A 15,533-nucleotide genomic window follows, 5' to 3' on the forward strand; every position below is an offset into this window, starting at 1 on the left:
TTCTAAGCAACTAACTTATTGAAATCAAACTCAAAATTAGGTGTTAACTTCTCGCTTATTTCCAACCCTTTTGAAGGGTCTTCCCTCAAGCGAGGCGCGAATTATATAGATCTTAATTCGCCGGTCAACTACTTTTTTTGATCTTTCTGATTTTATTTTTGAGCTCGTTTTCAACACTTAAATAAGCAACAAAAACTTCTCAAAAATCACCAGAAACAAAGATCAAAAATTACGCTAGAAGACCTTCACTTCTCGCCTCAATTTCGACTCCCCTAGGTGTCTCCCTCAAAGCGAGCGCGCATTATAAATATCCCACCGTGGATAGCAAGCGCCTTGTCATAAAAAAGTCGCTTTATTTTAAAGAAAGCGTCAATTGATCAACATACATACAATGCGATTATTTATTGATCACTTTAGATTTCCAAGCAAGCAGAACATCTAACCTAAATGACATTAGGGCAACGAAAAAAGTGAAGTAGACGAGCGCCTCAAAGTAATCAGCTCTTAACTGCCAATAGACATGAACGACTACCAAGAACGTCGCTAGATATACCCAACGATGCAGACGCTTCCATTTCTTCCCTAATTTTTTAATTGCCGTGCGAGGAGAGGTCACTGCCAAAACTAATAGGATCAGGAACGCCAACGCACCAACAATGACGTAGGGTCGTTGATACAAATCTTCTATAAAATTTCTCCAATCAACGAGAAACATACCGTAGCTCAACAAATGCAAGCAGGCATAGAAGAAAACCCACAACCCAAGCATACGGCGATATTTAACGAAACTAGGAAGCATCTTGAATTTACTTAGCGGCGTGACAGCTAATGTCACAAACAGCACAATAAGCGAGGTTTCCCCCAAGAACTCTACTAAAGCTTTCGCCGGCTCCGCCCCAAGGTTATTAACCACCAATCTATACACGATGTATGGCAGTGGAGCTAAGCAAGCAATAAAAATAAACCACCAACGCATCAAGTGAGCAGTTTTTACATTCATAATTAGTAGTTCTTCTTCAGATCCATCCCAGCGTAGAGTGATGCAACCTGCTCTTCATACCCATTAAACATCAAGGTATCGATGCGATTTGGACTAAACAAAGAGTTAGGTAATCGCCTCTCTGTCTTTTGACTCCATCTAGGGTGATCAACGTTGGGGTTTACATTGGAATAAAAGCCATATTCACTTGGCCCCGCTTTCTCCCAACTCGTTCGTGGTCGTGTCTCGCTAAACGAAATTCGAGCTATGGACTTTATGCTCTTAAAACCATATTTCCATGGGACAATCAGTCTTAATGGAGCACCATTTTGATTTGGCAATTCCTTGCCATACATTCCTACAACCATCATCGTCAGAGGATGCATTGCCTCATCCATGCGCAACCCCTCAACGTATGGCCAATCAATCGAAGACGTAAATGATCGAACACCACGCATCTCTTCTGGTCTATTTAGCGTTTCAAATCGAACATATTTGGCTGAAGGGGAGGGCTGAAATTTATTTAACAGCGCAGACAACGAAAAGCCCACCCAAGGAATCACCATGGACCAAGCCTCCACACATCGGAAACGATATACCCTTTCTTCCAATTCTAAACCCTTTAGAACATCTTCAAGGTTGTAGGTACCAGGTTTATCCGTCAATCCGTTCACAACAACCGACCAAGGCTTAGTCGTCATTTCATGCGCATACTTTGCCGGATCAGACTTGCCTGTTCCAAATTCATAGAAGTTGTTATAGGTGGAAGCTGTTTCGTATGGAGTAATCTTTTCGCCAGGAGCGTAGTTTACAGAGGGAAGGTTTTGAAACGCCGACGCATCCGCTGACGCAAACAATGAGGAACTTGGGAGTAAACTTGTAGCACCTGCTGCTGCAGATAGAGATAAAAATTTTCGTCGATTTAAGTATGCAGATTCGCTAGTTATTTCTGAAGAAGCGATATCTAACGAGGACCTGATTTTTATAAGCATAACTAAAGTTTTCCGTAAATTCGTCAACGTTGAGTTTATGCTGAGACGGTTCCTCGTCTAAAAAGTGCCTTTACGCTTCTTTTTTTCTGAATCTGCGCAATACACTTGAAAAAGGACCTGATGCAGCATAGATAACAAAACCTAACAACAACACAAAAGACGGCTCCAACGCGACGACAGCGAACACCGCCACCATAATTAAAACCGCTGTAAACGGGACACGGCGCTTGAGATCGAACTCCTTAAAGGAGTTGTACAGCACATTACTCACCATCAACACACCGGCACTTGCAACAAACAGCATAGTAACCAAGGTCAATAATGTTCCAACTTCTGCATCATGGAACACCCAAACCACGCCAGCCACCAAAGCTGCTGCCGCAGGACTTGGCAAACCAACAAAATAACGCTTATCGACCGACCCTATCTGCGTATTGAAACGAGCAAGCCTCAATGCAGCACCCGCGACGTAAATAAAGGTTGCAATCCATCCGATCTTTCCTAGCGTCTGCAAACTGAAAGTAAAAGCAACAAGAGCAGGAGCGACACCAAAAGCCACCATATCAACGAGGCTGTCGTATTCCGCACCGAAATCGCTTTGCGTGTTGGTCATACGCGCAACGCGACCATCTAGACCATCCAACACCATGCATACAAATATTGCGATCGCCGCATTTTCAAAGTTGCCATTCATCGCCGCAACGATTGCATAGAATCCCGAAAACAACGAAGCAGTTGTAAACAGGTTAGGCAACAAATATATGCCTTTACCCATACGCGACTTTGGTTTGTCCGCTGACGACTCAGTCTCCGACTTAATATTGTCGGCCCCAGACTCGTGCAATGCACTTGTAGTATCTTGATTATTCTTTGACTCTTCGCTCATGACTTCTCAGCATATTCTGCGTACATAAAAAAACGGCCTGCAAGGATAATCCTTGCAGGCCGTTTAGTGTAGCGTTAATTAACAAAAACGCTTAGTTCTTCTCTTGATCAACGATCTTGTTAGACGCAATCCAAGGCATCATTGCACGAAGCTTAGCACCAGTCTCTTCGATTGGGTGAGCTGCGTTATTACGACGATATGCAGTCATAGATGCATAGTTAGTCGCACCTTCTTGGATAAACATCTTGGCGTACTCACCATCTTGAATACGCTTAAGTGCATTACGCATCGCCGCACGAGATTCATCATTGATAACCTCTGGACCGGTAACGTACTCACCGTACTCAGCGTTGTTAGAGATTGAGTAGTTCATGTTCGCGATGCCGCCTTCGTACATAAGGTCAACAATTAGCTTAAGCTCGTGCAAACATTCGAAGTAAGCCATTTCTGGAGCATAACCCGCTTCAGTCAATGTTTCGAAACCAGCTTTAACAAGTTCAACCGCACCACCACAAAGAACAGCTTGCTCACCAAATAGGTCAGTTTCAGTCTCGTCTTTAAAAGTTGTTTCGATGATACCAGTACGACCACCACCAACACCGCTTGCGTAAGAAAGTGCTACATCTTTTGCTTGGCCAGACGCGTCTTGGAAGATCGCGATAAGATCTGGGATACCGCCACCCTTAACAAACTCTGAACGTACAGTGTGACCAGGCGCCTTAGGAGCAATCATGATTACGTCAAGGTCAGCACGTGGAACAACTTGGTTGTAGTGGATTGCGAAACCGTGAGCAAATGCAAGCGTACCGCCTTGCTTGATGTTTGGCTCGATCTCTTCTTTGTAAAGAACAGACTGGAATTCATCAGGAGTAAGAATCATTACTACGTCTGCACCAGCAACTGCTTCCGCAACAGGCTTAACGGTTAGACCGTGAGCTTCAGCTTTCGCTACAGAAGAAGAACCTGAACGTAGACCAACAACAACGTCTACACCTGAGTCGTTTAGGTTACATGCGTGCGCGTGACCTTGTGAACCGTAGCCAATGATTGCTACTTTTTTACCTTGGATGATCGAAAGATCACAATCTTTATCGTAATAAACTTGCATGGTTTTTCCCCGCTATCTCTCTACCTTCAACTTAAAGAAGGCAAACTAAAATTAAAATAAAATTTAAAGGCTAAGAACTTTCTCGCCGCGCGCAATACCTGAAACACCGCTGCGCACTACTTCTAATACAATTCCTTCCGGCAACGCTTTAATAAATGCGTCAAGCTTTCTGCTGTCTCCCGTAACCTGAACGGTATACACAGTGCTATTCACATCTACAATTTGCCCTCGAAAAATATCTACCGTACGTGACACTTCACCACGCTGAGAGCCAGCTGCCTTCACTTTAACAAGCATCAACTCTCGTTCGATATGACTACCTTCAGTCAAATCAACCAACTTAACGACTTCGATCAACTTATTTAGCTGCTTTGTAATCTGCTCGATAACCTTGTCAGAACCCGTCGTTGTGACAGTCAAACGGGATAAGGATTCATCATCAGTTGGCGCCACGGTAAGCGTTTCAATGTTGTAGTTACGCTGAGAAAACAAGCCAACAACACGCGACAATGCACCTGGCTCGTTTTCAAGAAGGACAGAAATAATACGTCTCATTATGTTCTCTCCGTCTTGTTCAACCACATGTCATTCATCGAACCTTTTGCAATTTGCATTGGATACACATGCTCTAAAGGATCAACATAAACGTTGATAAATACCAACTTGTCTTTCATTGCGAACGCTTTCTCTAAGGTAGACTCTAATTCGTCTAGCTTATTGACCGTCATACCCACATGACCATAAGACTCAACCAACTTAGTAAAGTCAGGCAATGAGTCCATGTAAGAATGAGAGTGACGAGATTCGTAATTCATGTCCTGCCATTGCTTAACCATACCTAGAGCTTGGTTGTTCAATAGCAAAACTTTCAAAGGAAGGTCATATTGCTTACACGTTGATAGCTCTTGAATATTCATTTGAATAGAGCCTTCACCGGTAACACACACAACTTCTTCATCAGGATGAGTCAGTTTAATACCCATTGCCGCAGGCAAACCAAAGCCCATCGTCCCCAAACCGCCAGAATTGATCCAACGATTAGGCTTATTGAACTTATAGTATTGAGCCGCAAACATTTGGTGCTGACCTACATCAGAAGTTACGAAGGCATCGCCTTTCGTAACTTTGTGCAGCGTTTCGATTACATGCTGAGGTTTGATCGAATCTTGCGTAGATGCATCATAGCGACCGCCATGAAATGCTCTCCAGCCATCAATTTTTTCCCACCAAGCCGACAAGGCTTCTTGATCAGGCGTTCCCGCCAACTCATCTAATGCAGCATGAAGATCAGTTAGAACCGAATCTACCGGCCCTACGATTGGCACATCAACCTTGATAGTTTTTGAAATATTCGCCGGATCGATATCCACGTGAACAATGCGCGCGCCAGGACAGAACTTATCCGTGCCATTTGTTACGCGATCATCGAAACGTGCACCAATTGACACAACCAAATCAGAATGGTGCATTGCTTGGTTTGCTTCATAAGACCCATGCATGCCAAGCATGCCTAGACTATGCTCGCCCGTCCCCGGATAAGCACCCAAACCCATCAAGGTGCAGGTCACTGGGTAATTCAACCGCTTGACCAAATCCGTCAACTGCTGAGTTCCGCCACCTATAATGACACCACCACCCGCATATATAACTGGACGCTTAGCATTTAAGAGCATCTCAGCTGCTTTTCGAATTTGACCTGAATGACCACGCGTTGGCGGCGAGTATGAGCGAAGCTTCACTTTCTTCGGATAGCTATACTCAAAACGCTCGTTTGGCGCTGTCATATCTTTTGGGATATCGATTACAACCGGGCCCGGTCGACCAGATTCAGCAATATAAAACGCCTTTTTAATCGTTTCAGGAATTTCTGAAGGATGTTTGATCGCCATGTTGTGTTTCACAACTGGACGCGACACACCCATCATGTCTGTTTCTTGGAAAGCATCTTCACCAATCAATGTTGAAGGTACCTGCCCACACAAGACAACCATAGGAATAGAGTCGGTAAACGCTGTTGCGATACCTGTAATCGTATTCGTTGCACCTGGACCTGATGTAACTAATACAACTCCCGCTTTACCTGTCGCACGCGCATAGCCATCAGCCATATGGACTGCTGCTTGCTCGTGACGAACTAATATATGTTTAACTTTATCCTGTCGAAACAACGCATCATAAATATGAAGCGCAGCTCCACCTGGATATCCGTAGATGTACTCAACGCCTTGGTCCGCAAGGGAGTGAGTAATCATATCGGCGCCAGACAATAGCTCCACGATATTTACCTTTAAATAATACAGTTAAATTTGGAAGCTTAATCCGAGTAATGCTCGCTTCTTTTGGAAGCGTTTTCGATGCAACTTTAGCAAGTTGAATTTACTTATTAAGGCGGGGAGTAACGCCTATGAAAACAGTCATGCTTTTTGGACTCTTCTCAAATTCAAATAAGTAATGTTGCCGTCGCAACATATTAACTTGCTGGGGGGATAAGAAAACCACTAGGAAAGGCCTCTACAAACTACCCCGGATCTAAGCGACCTGCAATTCTGACAGCGAATTACATATAGTCAATATCTGTGCGTTTTTTTTGACCAATAAAACGCACTTTCTGCACAAAAAACTTGTTTTCCGCTGCTTTAGTTTATAGTTAAGCCTACAAGTAAATGATTTTCATATAATTCAGGCATTTTTTATGGACAAACATCGCAACAAAAAAAGACTGCTCTTTATCGCCCTATTATGTTCTCTTAGCACACTAGCTTATGGACAGATTTATAAGTGGACGGATGAGCAGGGGCGCGTCCACTACTCTGACAAAAAGCCTGAATCCAACAAACAAGTGTCAGAAGTAAAAGTTCAAACAGGAAAAGGCTTACCGGCCCCAAACAAGAGCAATTCACCAGCACCAAACACGCCAGAAAAAGAACAGGCACTTCAAGAAAAGGCTGCGCAACTTTCACAAACTACAGATAAGAAAGCGCCACGGGATGACAACAAGTGCGCCGCAGTAAAAGAAAATCTGTCTAGAATGGTTGACGGCGCTCGCTTACGGATAAAAGAGAACGGCCAAATGCGTTACATGACCCCAGAAGAAATCGCAGATAAGCGCGCATTATCGCAAACCTATCTCGCAGAGAATTGTTAAAGAAAAGGCAGCCAATTGGCTGCCTTTTTATATCGAGCTTAATGAAAGACTAAGTCGTCCCCACTCACAGACACAGTAATCACGCTTCCCGGCACAAACTCGCCCGCTAATAACATCTGAGCAAGCGGATTCTCTACGCGACGCTGAATAGCGCGCTTGAGAGGACGCGCCCCGTAAACGGGATCAAAGCCTGCATCAGCAAGTTTAAGCAATGCCTCTTCTGAGAAGGACAAACTTAAATCTTGTTCTCTCAGTCGAGCCTCTAAGTTTGCCAACTGAATTTTCGCAATCCCCTGAATTTGATCAGCTGCCAAAGCATGGAAAACCACGACTTCATCAATACGATTTATAAATTCAGGTCTAAAGTGCGCAGCAACTGATTCCATCACAGCATCTTTGATTTCATCATACTTCGCTTCTACATATCCTGAACTTTTCGCCTGAATGACATCTGAACCAAGATTCGAAGTCATCACAATCACCGTGTTACGAAAATCAACCGTTCGTCCCTGCCCATCGGTCAAGCGCCCGTCTTCAAGTACCTGCAATAGGATATTGAATACATCTGGATGCGCCTTTTCCACCTCATCCAACAACAATACCGAATAAGGTTTTCGTCGTACCGCCTCAGTGAGGTAACCACCTTCTTCATAGCCCACGTAACCAGGAGGAGCACCGATTAATCGCGCGACCGAGTGCTTCTCCATAAACTCAGACATATCGATACGAACCATTGCTTCTTCAGTATCAAACAAGAAGTTTGCCAAAGACTTGCACAACTCAGTCTTACCCACGCCTGTTGGCCCAAGGAATAGGAAAGAACCATTCGGTCGATTCGGATCAGACAAACCTGCGCGAGAACGACGTACCGCATCAGCAACCGCATTAACCGCTTCTTGCTGCCCTATCACGCGCTCATGCAAAGCATCTTCCATACGTAATAGCTTTTCTTTCTCGCCTTCTAGCATTTTCGAAACAGGAATCCCTGTCCATTTCGAAACCGTCTCGGCGATCTCTTCCTCTGTCACGCGGTTACGTAACAAGGTCATACCAACCATCTCCGCCTGGCTCGCCATGTCTAACTGACGCTCTAACTCCGGAATTTTGCCATATTGCAGTTCCGACATAAGTCCTAAATCACCGTTACGACGCGCTGTATCAAGCTCAACACGCGCCTGCTCTAGCTGACTTTTCACTTGCTGCGAACCTTGCAAGGCAGCTTTTTCTGACGTCCAAACTTCTTCAAGATCGGCAAATTCTTTTTCGACAGTCTCAATACGTTTGTTAAGTTCTAACAAGGATTTCTTTGAACCTTCATCCTTTTCTTTCTTTAAAGCTTCTCGTTCAATTTTGAGCTGAATGAGTCGACGCTCTAACTTATCTAAGGACTCTGGCTTCGAATCCATCTCCATACGAATTTGGCTCGCAGCCTCATCTACTAGATCAATAGCTTTGTCTGGCAATTGTCGGTCACTGATATAACGATGAGACAACTTACCTGCAGCGATAATCGCAGCGTTAGTAATTTCAACGCCATGATGCACTTCATACCGATCTTTTAATCCCCTTAGAATCGCGATCGTATCCTCAACGGTCGGCTCATCGACCACCACCTTTTGGAAACGGCGTTCAAGCGCTGCATCTTTTTCAATGTACTCGCGATATTCATCCAAGGTTGTCGCGCCGACACAGTGCAATTCACCACGTGATAAAGCTGGTTTGAGCATATTACCTGCGTCCATCGAACCCTCGCCCTTGCCAGCGCCCACCATGGTATGAATTTCATCGATAAATAAGATGATTTGGCCTTCCTGTTTTGCCAATTCATTTAGCAAAGCTTTTAAACGCTCCTCAAATTCACCGCGAAATTTAGCACCTGCGATCAACGCGCCCATATCAAGAGAAAGAACTCGCTTGTCTTTTAGACCCTCTGGCACTTCGCCGTTCACAATACGTTGCGCTAAACCTTCTGCAATAGCGGTCTTACCTACACCCGGCTCACCGATCAATACAGGGTTATTCTTACGACGACGCTGCAGAACCTGGACAGTTCGGCGTATCTCATCATCACGACCGATCACAGGATCAAGCTTCCCTTCTGCCGCTCGCGCTGTAAGGTCGACAGTGTATTTATCTAAGGCTTCTCGATTGTCTTCTGCACCTTGATCTTTCACAGACTCGCCTCCTCGGACCGTGTCAATTGCCGCTTCTAGTGCAGCTTTATTGACATTGAATTTCTTTAAAAGCGCACCTAAAGCCGCTTTATCATCCACTGCCGCCAAAAGGACGATCTCAGATGAAATGTACTGGTCGCCGCGTTTTTGCGTGTATTTATCTGCCATATTCATCAAGCGACCCAAGTCGTTCGACATATGGACATCCGCATCACCACCCTCAACTTGCGGCAACGCTTCAACAAGCTTATTCAGCTCAGCCTTAAAATCGCTCAACGCAACGCCCACTTGTCTAAGTAAAGCGCTGCAACTTCCATTCTGATTTAATAAAGCCTGAATAAGATGAGCAGGTTCAATAAACTGATTGTCCTTGCCAAGTGCAATCGACTGAGCATCGGACAAAGCCATTTGTAATTTGCTAGTTAATCTGTCAATTCGCATTCCATTCTCCTTGAGCGCTACTGCAAACTTTAATTACTGCGTTAAAGCCTTCCCTAAGCGCTGAACTATGGGGCGCACTTTGCACCTAAATTTTGATTACCTGTTAAGATGGGAACAAACAAAAACAATTCAAGGTCGAACCGCCAATTAATTGACGCTCTTTATGATTTCTTATCATTTTTATTCTTTTATTTATCTCGCATGCCTTATCGGTATCTCTGTCGGAATTGAGAACGTATTGAATCAAAATTTGTTTTGGGGGCCGCTTCATGACAGTGCCCACACCTATATTCTTTTCTTTTTAACACTTCTGTTGAGCCACCTTGCTAGAGCAAAAGACTCGGGGCTGAAGCTGATTCAGGTTGGCGGCTTCTGTTTCATCATCGGCATCGTGATTGAGTTATCCCAACCATTCTTTCAACGCAGCGCGAGTTTCATTGATATTTATTACAACTTTATTGGTATCTGCTCCGCGATTTTGATTATTGTCAGCACGCAACGAACCTTTAAAAAGAAGATAATCGTGCGATTCTTCGCGCTGTTTTTACTCTTTAGTGCAATGTTTGTCCCAGCTCATGGCGCCTACACACTGTATCAACGTCAAGCAGAGCTTCCGTCATTACTCAATTTCGAGCACGCGTGGCAAATGCGCCTTTACAGACCAGGAGATAAAGCAAGCTTAAGCTTAGTAAGCAAGCCAAAGGGTTGGGACAACCCGAGCACCACGCTCAAAGTGGACTTTGCCACCACGACATACCCTGGGTTTAGCGTGCCGCATATTCACGACGACTGGTCTGACTTCAATCAATTCCGCATTGATATTTTTTCGAAATCAGACACACCACAGAAACTAACACTCCGAATACACGACAAAACACATAACCATGAGTATGTTGATCGCTTCAATCGCAGCTTCGAAATACAAAAAGGCGTGAACAAAATATCGATTCGACTTTCCGAAATAAGTGAAGCGCCACAAGGGAGAGCAATGGATATGAAACACATTCAGAGCCTTGCACTTTTCTCAGCAAAACCGGAGCAAGGATTCTCACTGTATTTTGATAATCTAAGACTTGATTAAGCCTGTTGGCTTATGACAAGTAAATGAGGGAGGCCATTCTCCCCGATACATGCCCATCTCGACGAAAAGAATAAAAACGCTCGGACTGAGCAAAGGTACAAAATCCTCCACCGTAGACTTTGCTAACGCCTGCCTTTCGTAAGATCATTCGAGCAATCGCATACAAATTACACATGAGTTTGTCGCTCTCGTTCTCTGGCAAAAACGCAGCATCAAAGTCAGCATCAATCGATACGAACTGATTCTTTACTTCAGCGCCAACCTGAAACCCTAACTGAGAAATGGTCGGTCCCAAATACACCATCACCTCACTCGCATCATCAAACTTAGATAAGGCAGCCTGAATCACGCCATCAGCCATGCCGCGCCAACCAGCATGCACGGCTGCAACACGCTTACCTGCCGAATCGCACATTAATAAAGGCATGCAATCCGCAGTCATAACAACGCAAGCTAGATTCGATCGCATTGTTGTGGAGGCATCCGCTTTTAAAAGACCTGATGGCACTTCATTCAGTTCTAGAACATCCGTGCCATGCACTTGTTCTAACCAAGCAATCGACTCAGCTTCAAGCCCAACCGCGTGCGCAAAGCGCTCTCTATTTTCTTGCACTGCTTCAGGATCATCATCAACATGACCGCCTAAATTCAAAGAATAATATGGCGCTTTACTTACACCGCCGAGCCGAGTCGAAACAAAAGCACGCACGTTCTTCGGCGCGGGCCAATTAGGCTGAATGAGATCTAGTGACACAAACGATTCCTTTTAAGAAAAATATCTACAGTAATGAGCAGTCATCTCGCGAAGTTGAATCGAGTCTTCACTCACCGACATCATCAAGGTTTGCGACAAGCGCCAACAAATGCTGCATGTCTTGCGGCAGGTCTACTTCCCAACTCACTTCTTCTTCGTCTAAAGGATGAATCAAAGTGAGTTTTTTTGCATGCAGCGCCTGACGAGGGAAAGCTTTCAATGCTTCTTTGAATTCAGGACTCGTTCCCGCCGGCACTTTCGAACGTCCTGCGTATGTTCTGTCACCAACAAGCGGATAACCAATGTGCGCCATGTGAACACGAATTTGATGCGTACGCCCAGTCTCTAGCTTCACACGAATATGCGTATGGTGATCGAATTTTTTAACCACGCGATAATGCGTCACGGCATTCTTGCCAAAAGGCGTAACTGCCATTTTCTTTCGATCTCGAGAATGGCGAGCAATTGGCTCATCGACGGTACCACCGCCTGTCATAACTCCCGTTACGAGGGCTTCATATTCACGCCCCATACTTCTATCTTGTAGCTGAGCAACAATATGCGCGTGGGCTTGCAAGGTTTTAGCGACCACCATCAAGCCTGAAGTATCTTTATCCAAACGATGCACGATACCTGCGCGCGGCACATTCTCTAAGCTCGCATCATAATGAAGTAAGCCATTAACTAACGTTCCGGAATAATTTCCTGCTGCTGGGTGCACAACAAGGCCAACGGGCTTATTGATAATCAATATGGCTTCATCTTCATAAACAATATCCAGATCAACAGGCTCTGCCTTCCACTCACCCTGCGCTTCAAGTTCCGCTCTGAGCTCGATGAAGTCGTTAACTTTTACTTTTTCTTTCGGCTTCAGTACTGCGCCATTTACAGTCAATGCACCCTGTTTAATCCATTGCTGGAGGCGCGAACGCGAATAATCTGGCATCAATTCCGAAATCGCCTGATCTAAGCGCATCCCAGAATGTTCCATATCAATTACAAAATCCGCTTCTACGCTCTCGCGTGTATGCTCACTCATCTTCTATTCCGTGCAGTAGGACTCTTACGATACAGCCCAAAGTTATGACATAATCGACGCATTATAGCTGTGTTCATCCAAATCCTTTAAACAAATATTGATCATGGCCCGGTAAACACGAAGAGAAACATCAACTATGCCCCAGTGGATCAAACACTGTTTAATCATCGTATTAAGCGCCACGATTTTAGCTGCATGCAGCTCAGCACCAAAAAAAGAATCCAGTGAAAAAGAACTTTACGAAGCCGCTAAGAAATCGATCAAGCTTCGTAACTTCCAACAAGCAACGCTAGCGCTCGAAGAACTCGAATCACGCTTCCCATTTGGGAAATATGCAGAGCAAGCACAGTTAGATTTAGTATATGCGCGTTACAGTGCGCTCGATCTAGATGGCGCTATCCTCGCGGCCGATCGCTTTATTCGACTGCACCCTCAAAGCCCTAACGTAGACTATGCGTACTATTTGCGAGGCGTTGCTAACTACAATCTTGATGGAGGCATCGCAACTCAATTTTTCACTGATGTTGATATCACATCTCGCGATCCGGGCAATATGCGAACAGCCTTCCAAGACTTCGCGCAACTCATCAATCAATATCCAGAAAGCCAATACGCGGCCGATGCTCGTAAACGGATGCTAATGATCCGAAACCGATTAGCTGCGTATGAATTGCATGCAGCCCGCTATTACATTCGTCGCGAAGCGTACACAGCTGCGGCAAATCGAGCGGCTTATGTCGTCGAAAGTTTTCCTAGTAGCCCCGTCGTCGAAGAAGCATTAGCAATGATGGTGGAACTCTACGACGAAACAGGCTTACTAAAATTGAAAGAAGATGCTCTCACTGTATTGAAGGCTAACTACCCTGAGGGAATCGCTTTCAATGACGATGGATCATTTAAAAAGCAGTTTATTCAAAAGGAAAGTCGATCACTCTTAAGCGTGATTTCTTTTGGGTTCCTAGAATAAAAACCTTTCAAGATATCAAAACAGGGCATGAATTTAATATCACCCTGAGTGACTGACAAACAATAGGTGTAAAGTATGGTCAGCAAATCAGAAATTCTTACAGAGATGCGCGTGCAACCTGAGATCGATGTAAATTTCGAAATTGAACGTCGTACAAACTTTATCAAACAAACACTAAATGCCGCAGGCCAAAAAACTTTAGTTCTTGGTATTAGTGGCGGCATTGATTCATGCACATGCGGCAAGCTCGCCCAACGCGCAATCGATGAATTAAATGCAGAGAATAATTCTAGCGAGTATCAATTCATTGCTGTCCGCTTACCTTACGGCGAGCAACGCGATGAACAAGATGCACAAGACTCTATTACATTTATCAACCCAAGCCGTGCCATCACCTTAAACGTGAAACCAGGTACTGACGCAATACACGACAATGTTGCACAGGAACTCAGCCAGCAACAGCTTATGCCAAATGACGCCTATACCGTCGACTTCGCAAAGGGAAATGTAAAAGCGCGTGTGCGCATGGTATCTCAGTATTATGTTGCAGGTTTACTTGGGGGGCTTGTATTAGGGACTGACCATAGCGCAGAAAATATTACTGGCTTTTACACCAAGTACGGCGACGGCGCGGTCGATCTCATTCCATTATTCGGATTGAACAAACGCCAAGTACGCTCCCTTGCCAGCGCTCTCGGCGCACCAGAGCATCTTGTGCACAAAGCGCCAACGGCGGATCTTGAAGACAACGACCCGGGACTTGAGGACGAGAAAGCGCTGGGTATTTCATACGACCAGATTGATGATTTTCTTGAGGGACGGGAGGTCGAAGATCATGTCTCAGATCGATTAATTAAGATCTATCAGGCAACCCAACACAAACGTCAAGCTATCCCAACTGTGTACGACTGAGGCTGCCGCAGCTTCTCGTAGAACAAGACTGTCCTGTACTGCAGAAATAAAAAAACCGCCAATCGGCGGTTTTTTTATTTTCGAGGAGGCTTAGCCTACGATTTCGATCAACTCGATATCGAATACTAACGTTGCGTATGGGCCAATCGCACCACCAGCACCGCGCTCGCCGTATGCTAAGTGATAAGGAATATATAGCTTCCACTTAGAACCAACACTCATCAATTGGAGTGCTTCTGTCCAACCTGCGATAACGCCACCAACTGGGAATTCAGTAGGCTCACCACGATCATAAGAGCTATCGAACTGTTCACCGTTGATCAAAGTACCACGGTAGTGTGTGCGAACAACGCTATCTGCCGTTGGCTTAGCGCCTTCACCTTCGGTAATGACTTCGTACTGAAGTCCTGACTCAAGCACTGTCACTTCATCACGCTTAGCGTTCTCAGCTAAAAACGCTTCGCCCGCTGCAGAGAATTCTTTTGCTTTGGCCGCTTCTGCAGCTTGCATACGCTCTTGAATTACACCAAATGCAGCATTGATGTCTTGCCCCTCAACGCGAGGTACTTTCGCTGCGAAACCATCCTGAATACCAGCAAGCGCAGCTTCAAGTGAAACGCCTTCAAAAACGCTTGCTAATTGTTGGCCCATTTGTAAACCAACACCGTAGGATGCTTTTGCTTCATCCGTTGAGAAATCTAAATCAGACATATTTGCTCCAGTCTTTTAAATGAAGCTGCAATTATTGGGGCTAAAGTAAGATTTAAAAGGGGCAGTCCGTGCTTTTTTAAAGACTTTACAAATAAAGCTTCGTAAGATTAGATACGAATTCACGGTTTTGTCTGGCAATAAGAATAATTATGGCTGTAACACTCCCTACTGACCTCACTGCTTTTAGCGCAATTCTAGAAAGAGCGATCGAACGAAAAGGCGGAAAACCAGCCTTAGCAAACCTTTTAAGTACGCACTTCTCAAGCAATGAGCTAGAGCAGATTCCAGAAGATCGTTATCTCGCAGCCATGACAAAATGCGTGAATCGCGCGGGTTTCAGTTGG

14 protein-coding genes and 1 pseudogene are annotated in these 15,533 nt (G+C 44.9%); 5 read left to right on the forward strand and 10 right to left on the reverse strand.

What is annotated here, in order from left to right; all coding sequences use genetic code 11:
- Positions 1–397 precede the first annotated feature (397 nt).
- The 6 genes from A3738_RS27925 to A3738_RS27950 all read right to left on the reverse strand — a co-directional run bounded on the left by A3738_RS27925 (position 398) and on the right by A3738_RS27950 (position 6,241).
- Positions 398–1,000: a sulfite oxidase heme-binding subunit YedZ gene (locus A3738_RS27925; RefSeq protein ID WP_068477182.1), complete on the reverse strand. Its 603-nt coding sequence runs from the start codon at positions 998–1,000 to the stop codon at positions 398–400.
- Positions 1,001–1,002: 2 nt separating this feature from the next.
- Positions 1,003–1,971: a protein-methionine-sulfoxide reductase catalytic subunit MsrP gene (msrP, locus tag A3738_RS27930; RefSeq protein WP_068480377.1), complete on the reverse strand. Its 969-nt coding sequence runs from the start codon at positions 1,969–1,971 to the stop codon at positions 1,003–1,005.
- Positions 1,972–2,041: 70 nt separating this feature from the next.
- Complete coding sequence (gene pssA, locus A3738_RS27935) at positions 2,042–2,857, reverse strand: CDP-diacylglycerol--serine O-phosphatidyltransferase (protein WP_082878537.1); 816 nt, start codon at positions 2,855–2,857, stop codon at positions 2,042–2,044.
- Between the two features lie 91 nt (positions 2,858–2,948).
- Positions 2,949–3,965: a ketol-acid reductoisomerase gene (gene ilvC, locus A3738_RS27940; protein WP_068480374.1), complete on the reverse strand. Its 1,017-nt coding sequence runs from the start codon at positions 3,963–3,965 to the stop codon at positions 2,949–2,951.
- A gap of 63 nt (positions 3,966–4,028) precedes the next feature.
- Entirely contained in the window at positions 4,029–4,520 is a 492-nt protein-coding gene (gene ilvN / locus A3738_RS27945) for an acetolactate synthase small subunit (RefSeq protein ID WP_068480370.1), read from the reverse strand.
- Positions 4,520–6,241: an acetolactate synthase 3 large subunit gene (locus A3738_RS27950; RefSeq protein ID WP_068480367.1), complete on the reverse strand. Its 1,722-nt coding sequence runs from the start codon at positions 6,239–6,241 to the stop codon at positions 4,520–4,522. The genes ilvN and A3738_RS27950 overlap by 1 nt, the downstream gene beginning before the upstream one ends.
- Before the next feature lie 416 nt (positions 6,242–6,657).
- Here A3738_RS27950 and A3738_RS27955 point away from each other — a divergent pair, with 416 nt between their 5' ends.
- Positions 6,658–7,110, forward strand: coding sequence for a DUF4124 domain-containing protein (locus tag A3738_RS27955; RefSeq protein ID WP_068502711.1), 453 nt, complete (start codon positions 6,658–6,660; stop codon positions 7,108–7,110).
- A 38-nt stretch (positions 7,111–7,148) separates the two neighbouring features.
- On the opposite strand, the gene clpB is transcribed toward A3738_RS27955, so the two are convergent.
- Positions 7,149–9,725 carry an ATP-dependent chaperone ClpB gene (clpB, locus tag A3738_RS27960; RefSeq protein ID WP_068502714.1) on the reverse strand — a complete coding sequence of 859 codons (2,577 nt, stop codon included), beginning with the start codon at positions 9,723–9,725 and terminating at the stop codon, positions 7,149–7,151.
- Between the two features lie 163 nt (positions 9,726–9,888).
- Here clpB and A3738_RS27965 point away from each other — a divergent pair, with 163 nt between their 5' ends.
- A complete protein-coding gene (locus tag A3738_RS27965; protein WP_068502718.1) occupies positions 9,889–10,806 on the forward strand; it encodes a carbohydrate binding domain-containing protein in 918 nt (305 codons plus the stop codon).
- Between the two features lie 10 nt (positions 10,807–10,816).
- On the opposite strand, the gene pgeF is transcribed toward A3738_RS27965, so the two are convergent.
- A complete protein-coding gene (gene pgeF / locus A3738_RS27970; protein ID WP_068500532.1) occupies positions 10,817–11,560 on the reverse strand; it encodes a peptidoglycan editing factor PgeF in 744 nt (247 codons plus the stop codon).
- A 67-nt stretch (positions 11,561–11,627) separates the two neighbouring features.
- On the reverse strand, positions 11,628–12,599 hold the full coding sequence (gene rluD, locus A3738_RS27975) for a 23S rRNA pseudouridine(1911/1915/1917) synthase RluD (RefSeq protein ID WP_068480352.1): 972 nt from the start codon (positions 12,597–12,599) through the stop codon (positions 11,628–11,630).
- Between the two features lie 136 nt (positions 12,600–12,735).
- On the opposite strand from rluD, the gene A3738_RS27980 reads away from it, so the two are divergent.
- Together A3738_RS27980 and nadE are read left to right on the forward strand one after the other, a co-directional pair.
- Positions 12,736–13,566, forward strand: coding sequence for an outer membrane protein assembly factor BamD (locus A3738_RS27980; RefSeq protein ID WP_068480349.1), 831 nt, complete (start codon positions 12,736–12,738; stop codon positions 13,564–13,566).
- A gap of 75 nt (positions 13,567–13,641) precedes the next feature.
- Positions 13,642–14,478, forward strand: a complete 837-nt coding sequence (nadE, locus tag A3738_RS27985; RefSeq protein ID WP_068480347.1) for an ammonia-dependent NAD(+) synthetase — start codon at positions 13,642–13,644, stop codon at positions 14,476–14,478.
- A gap of 90 nt (positions 14,479–14,568) precedes the next feature.
- Here the strand turns inward: nadE and A3738_RS27990 are convergent, their stop codons facing one another.
- The gene (locus A3738_RS27990; protein ID WP_068480344.1) at positions 14,569–15,189 is read right to left on the reverse strand and encodes an FKBP-type peptidyl-prolyl cis-trans isomerase; all 621 of its coding nucleotides are present in this window, start codon (positions 15,187–15,189) and stop codon (positions 14,569–14,571) included.
- A gap of 149 nt (positions 15,190–15,338) precedes the next feature.
- Between A3738_RS27990 and A3738_RS27995 the strand changes: the two are divergent.
- A pseudogene (locus A3738_RS27995) lies at positions 15,339–15,533 on the forward strand (hypothetical protein); the annotation flags it as partial.

Source organism: Oleiphilus sp. HI0066 (genome assembly GCF_001635725.1).

What these genes read in the sequence shown, in the direction of transcription:
- A3738_RS27980 (WP_068480349.1), top strand. Translation starts at nt 12,736, where the DNA reads ATGCCCCAGTGGATCAAACACTGTTTAATCATCGTATTAAGCGCCACG.
- clpB (WP_068502714.1), bottom strand. Translation starts at nt 9,725, where the DNA reads ATGCGAATTGACAGATTAACTAGCAAATTACAAATGGCTTTGTCCGAT.
- msrP (WP_068480377.1), bottom strand. Translation starts at nt 1,971, where the DNA reads ATGCTTATAAAAATCAGGTCCTCGTTAGATATCGCTTCTTCAGAAATA.
- rluD (WP_068480352.1), bottom strand. Translation starts at nt 12,599, where the DNA reads ATGAGTGAGCATACACGCGAGAGCGTAGAAGCGGATTTTGTAATTGAT.
- ilvN (WP_068480370.1), bottom strand. Translation starts at nt 4,520, where the DNA reads ATGAGACGTATTATTTCTGTCCTTCTTGAAAACGAGCCAGGTGCATTG.
- ilvC (WP_068480374.1), bottom strand. Translation starts at nt 3,965, where the DNA reads ATGCAAGTTTATTACGATAAAGATTGTGATCTTTCGATCATCCAAGGT.
- pssA (WP_082878537.1), bottom strand. Translation starts at nt 2,857, where the DNA reads ATGAGCGAAGAGTCAAAGAATAATCAAGATACTACAAGTGCATTGCAC.
- nadE (WP_068480347.1), top strand. Translation starts at nt 13,642, where the DNA reads ATGGTCAGCAAATCAGAAATTCTTACAGAGATGCGCGTGCAACCTGAG.
- A3738_RS27955 (WP_068502711.1), top strand. Translation starts at nt 6,658, where the DNA reads ATGGACAAACATCGCAACAAAAAAAGACTGCTCTTTATCGCCCTATTA.
- A3738_RS27990 (WP_068480344.1), bottom strand. Translation starts at nt 15,189, where the DNA reads ATGTCTGATTTAGATTTCTCAACGGATGAAGCAAAAGCATCCTACGGT.
- A3738_RS27965 (WP_068502718.1), top strand. Translation starts at nt 9,889, where the DNA reads ATGATTTCTTATCATTTTTATTCTTTTATTTATCTCGCATGCCTTATC.
- A3738_RS27925 (WP_068477182.1), bottom strand. Translation starts at nt 1,000, where the DNA reads ATGAATGTAAAAACTGCTCACTTGATGCGTTGGTGGTTTATTTTTATT.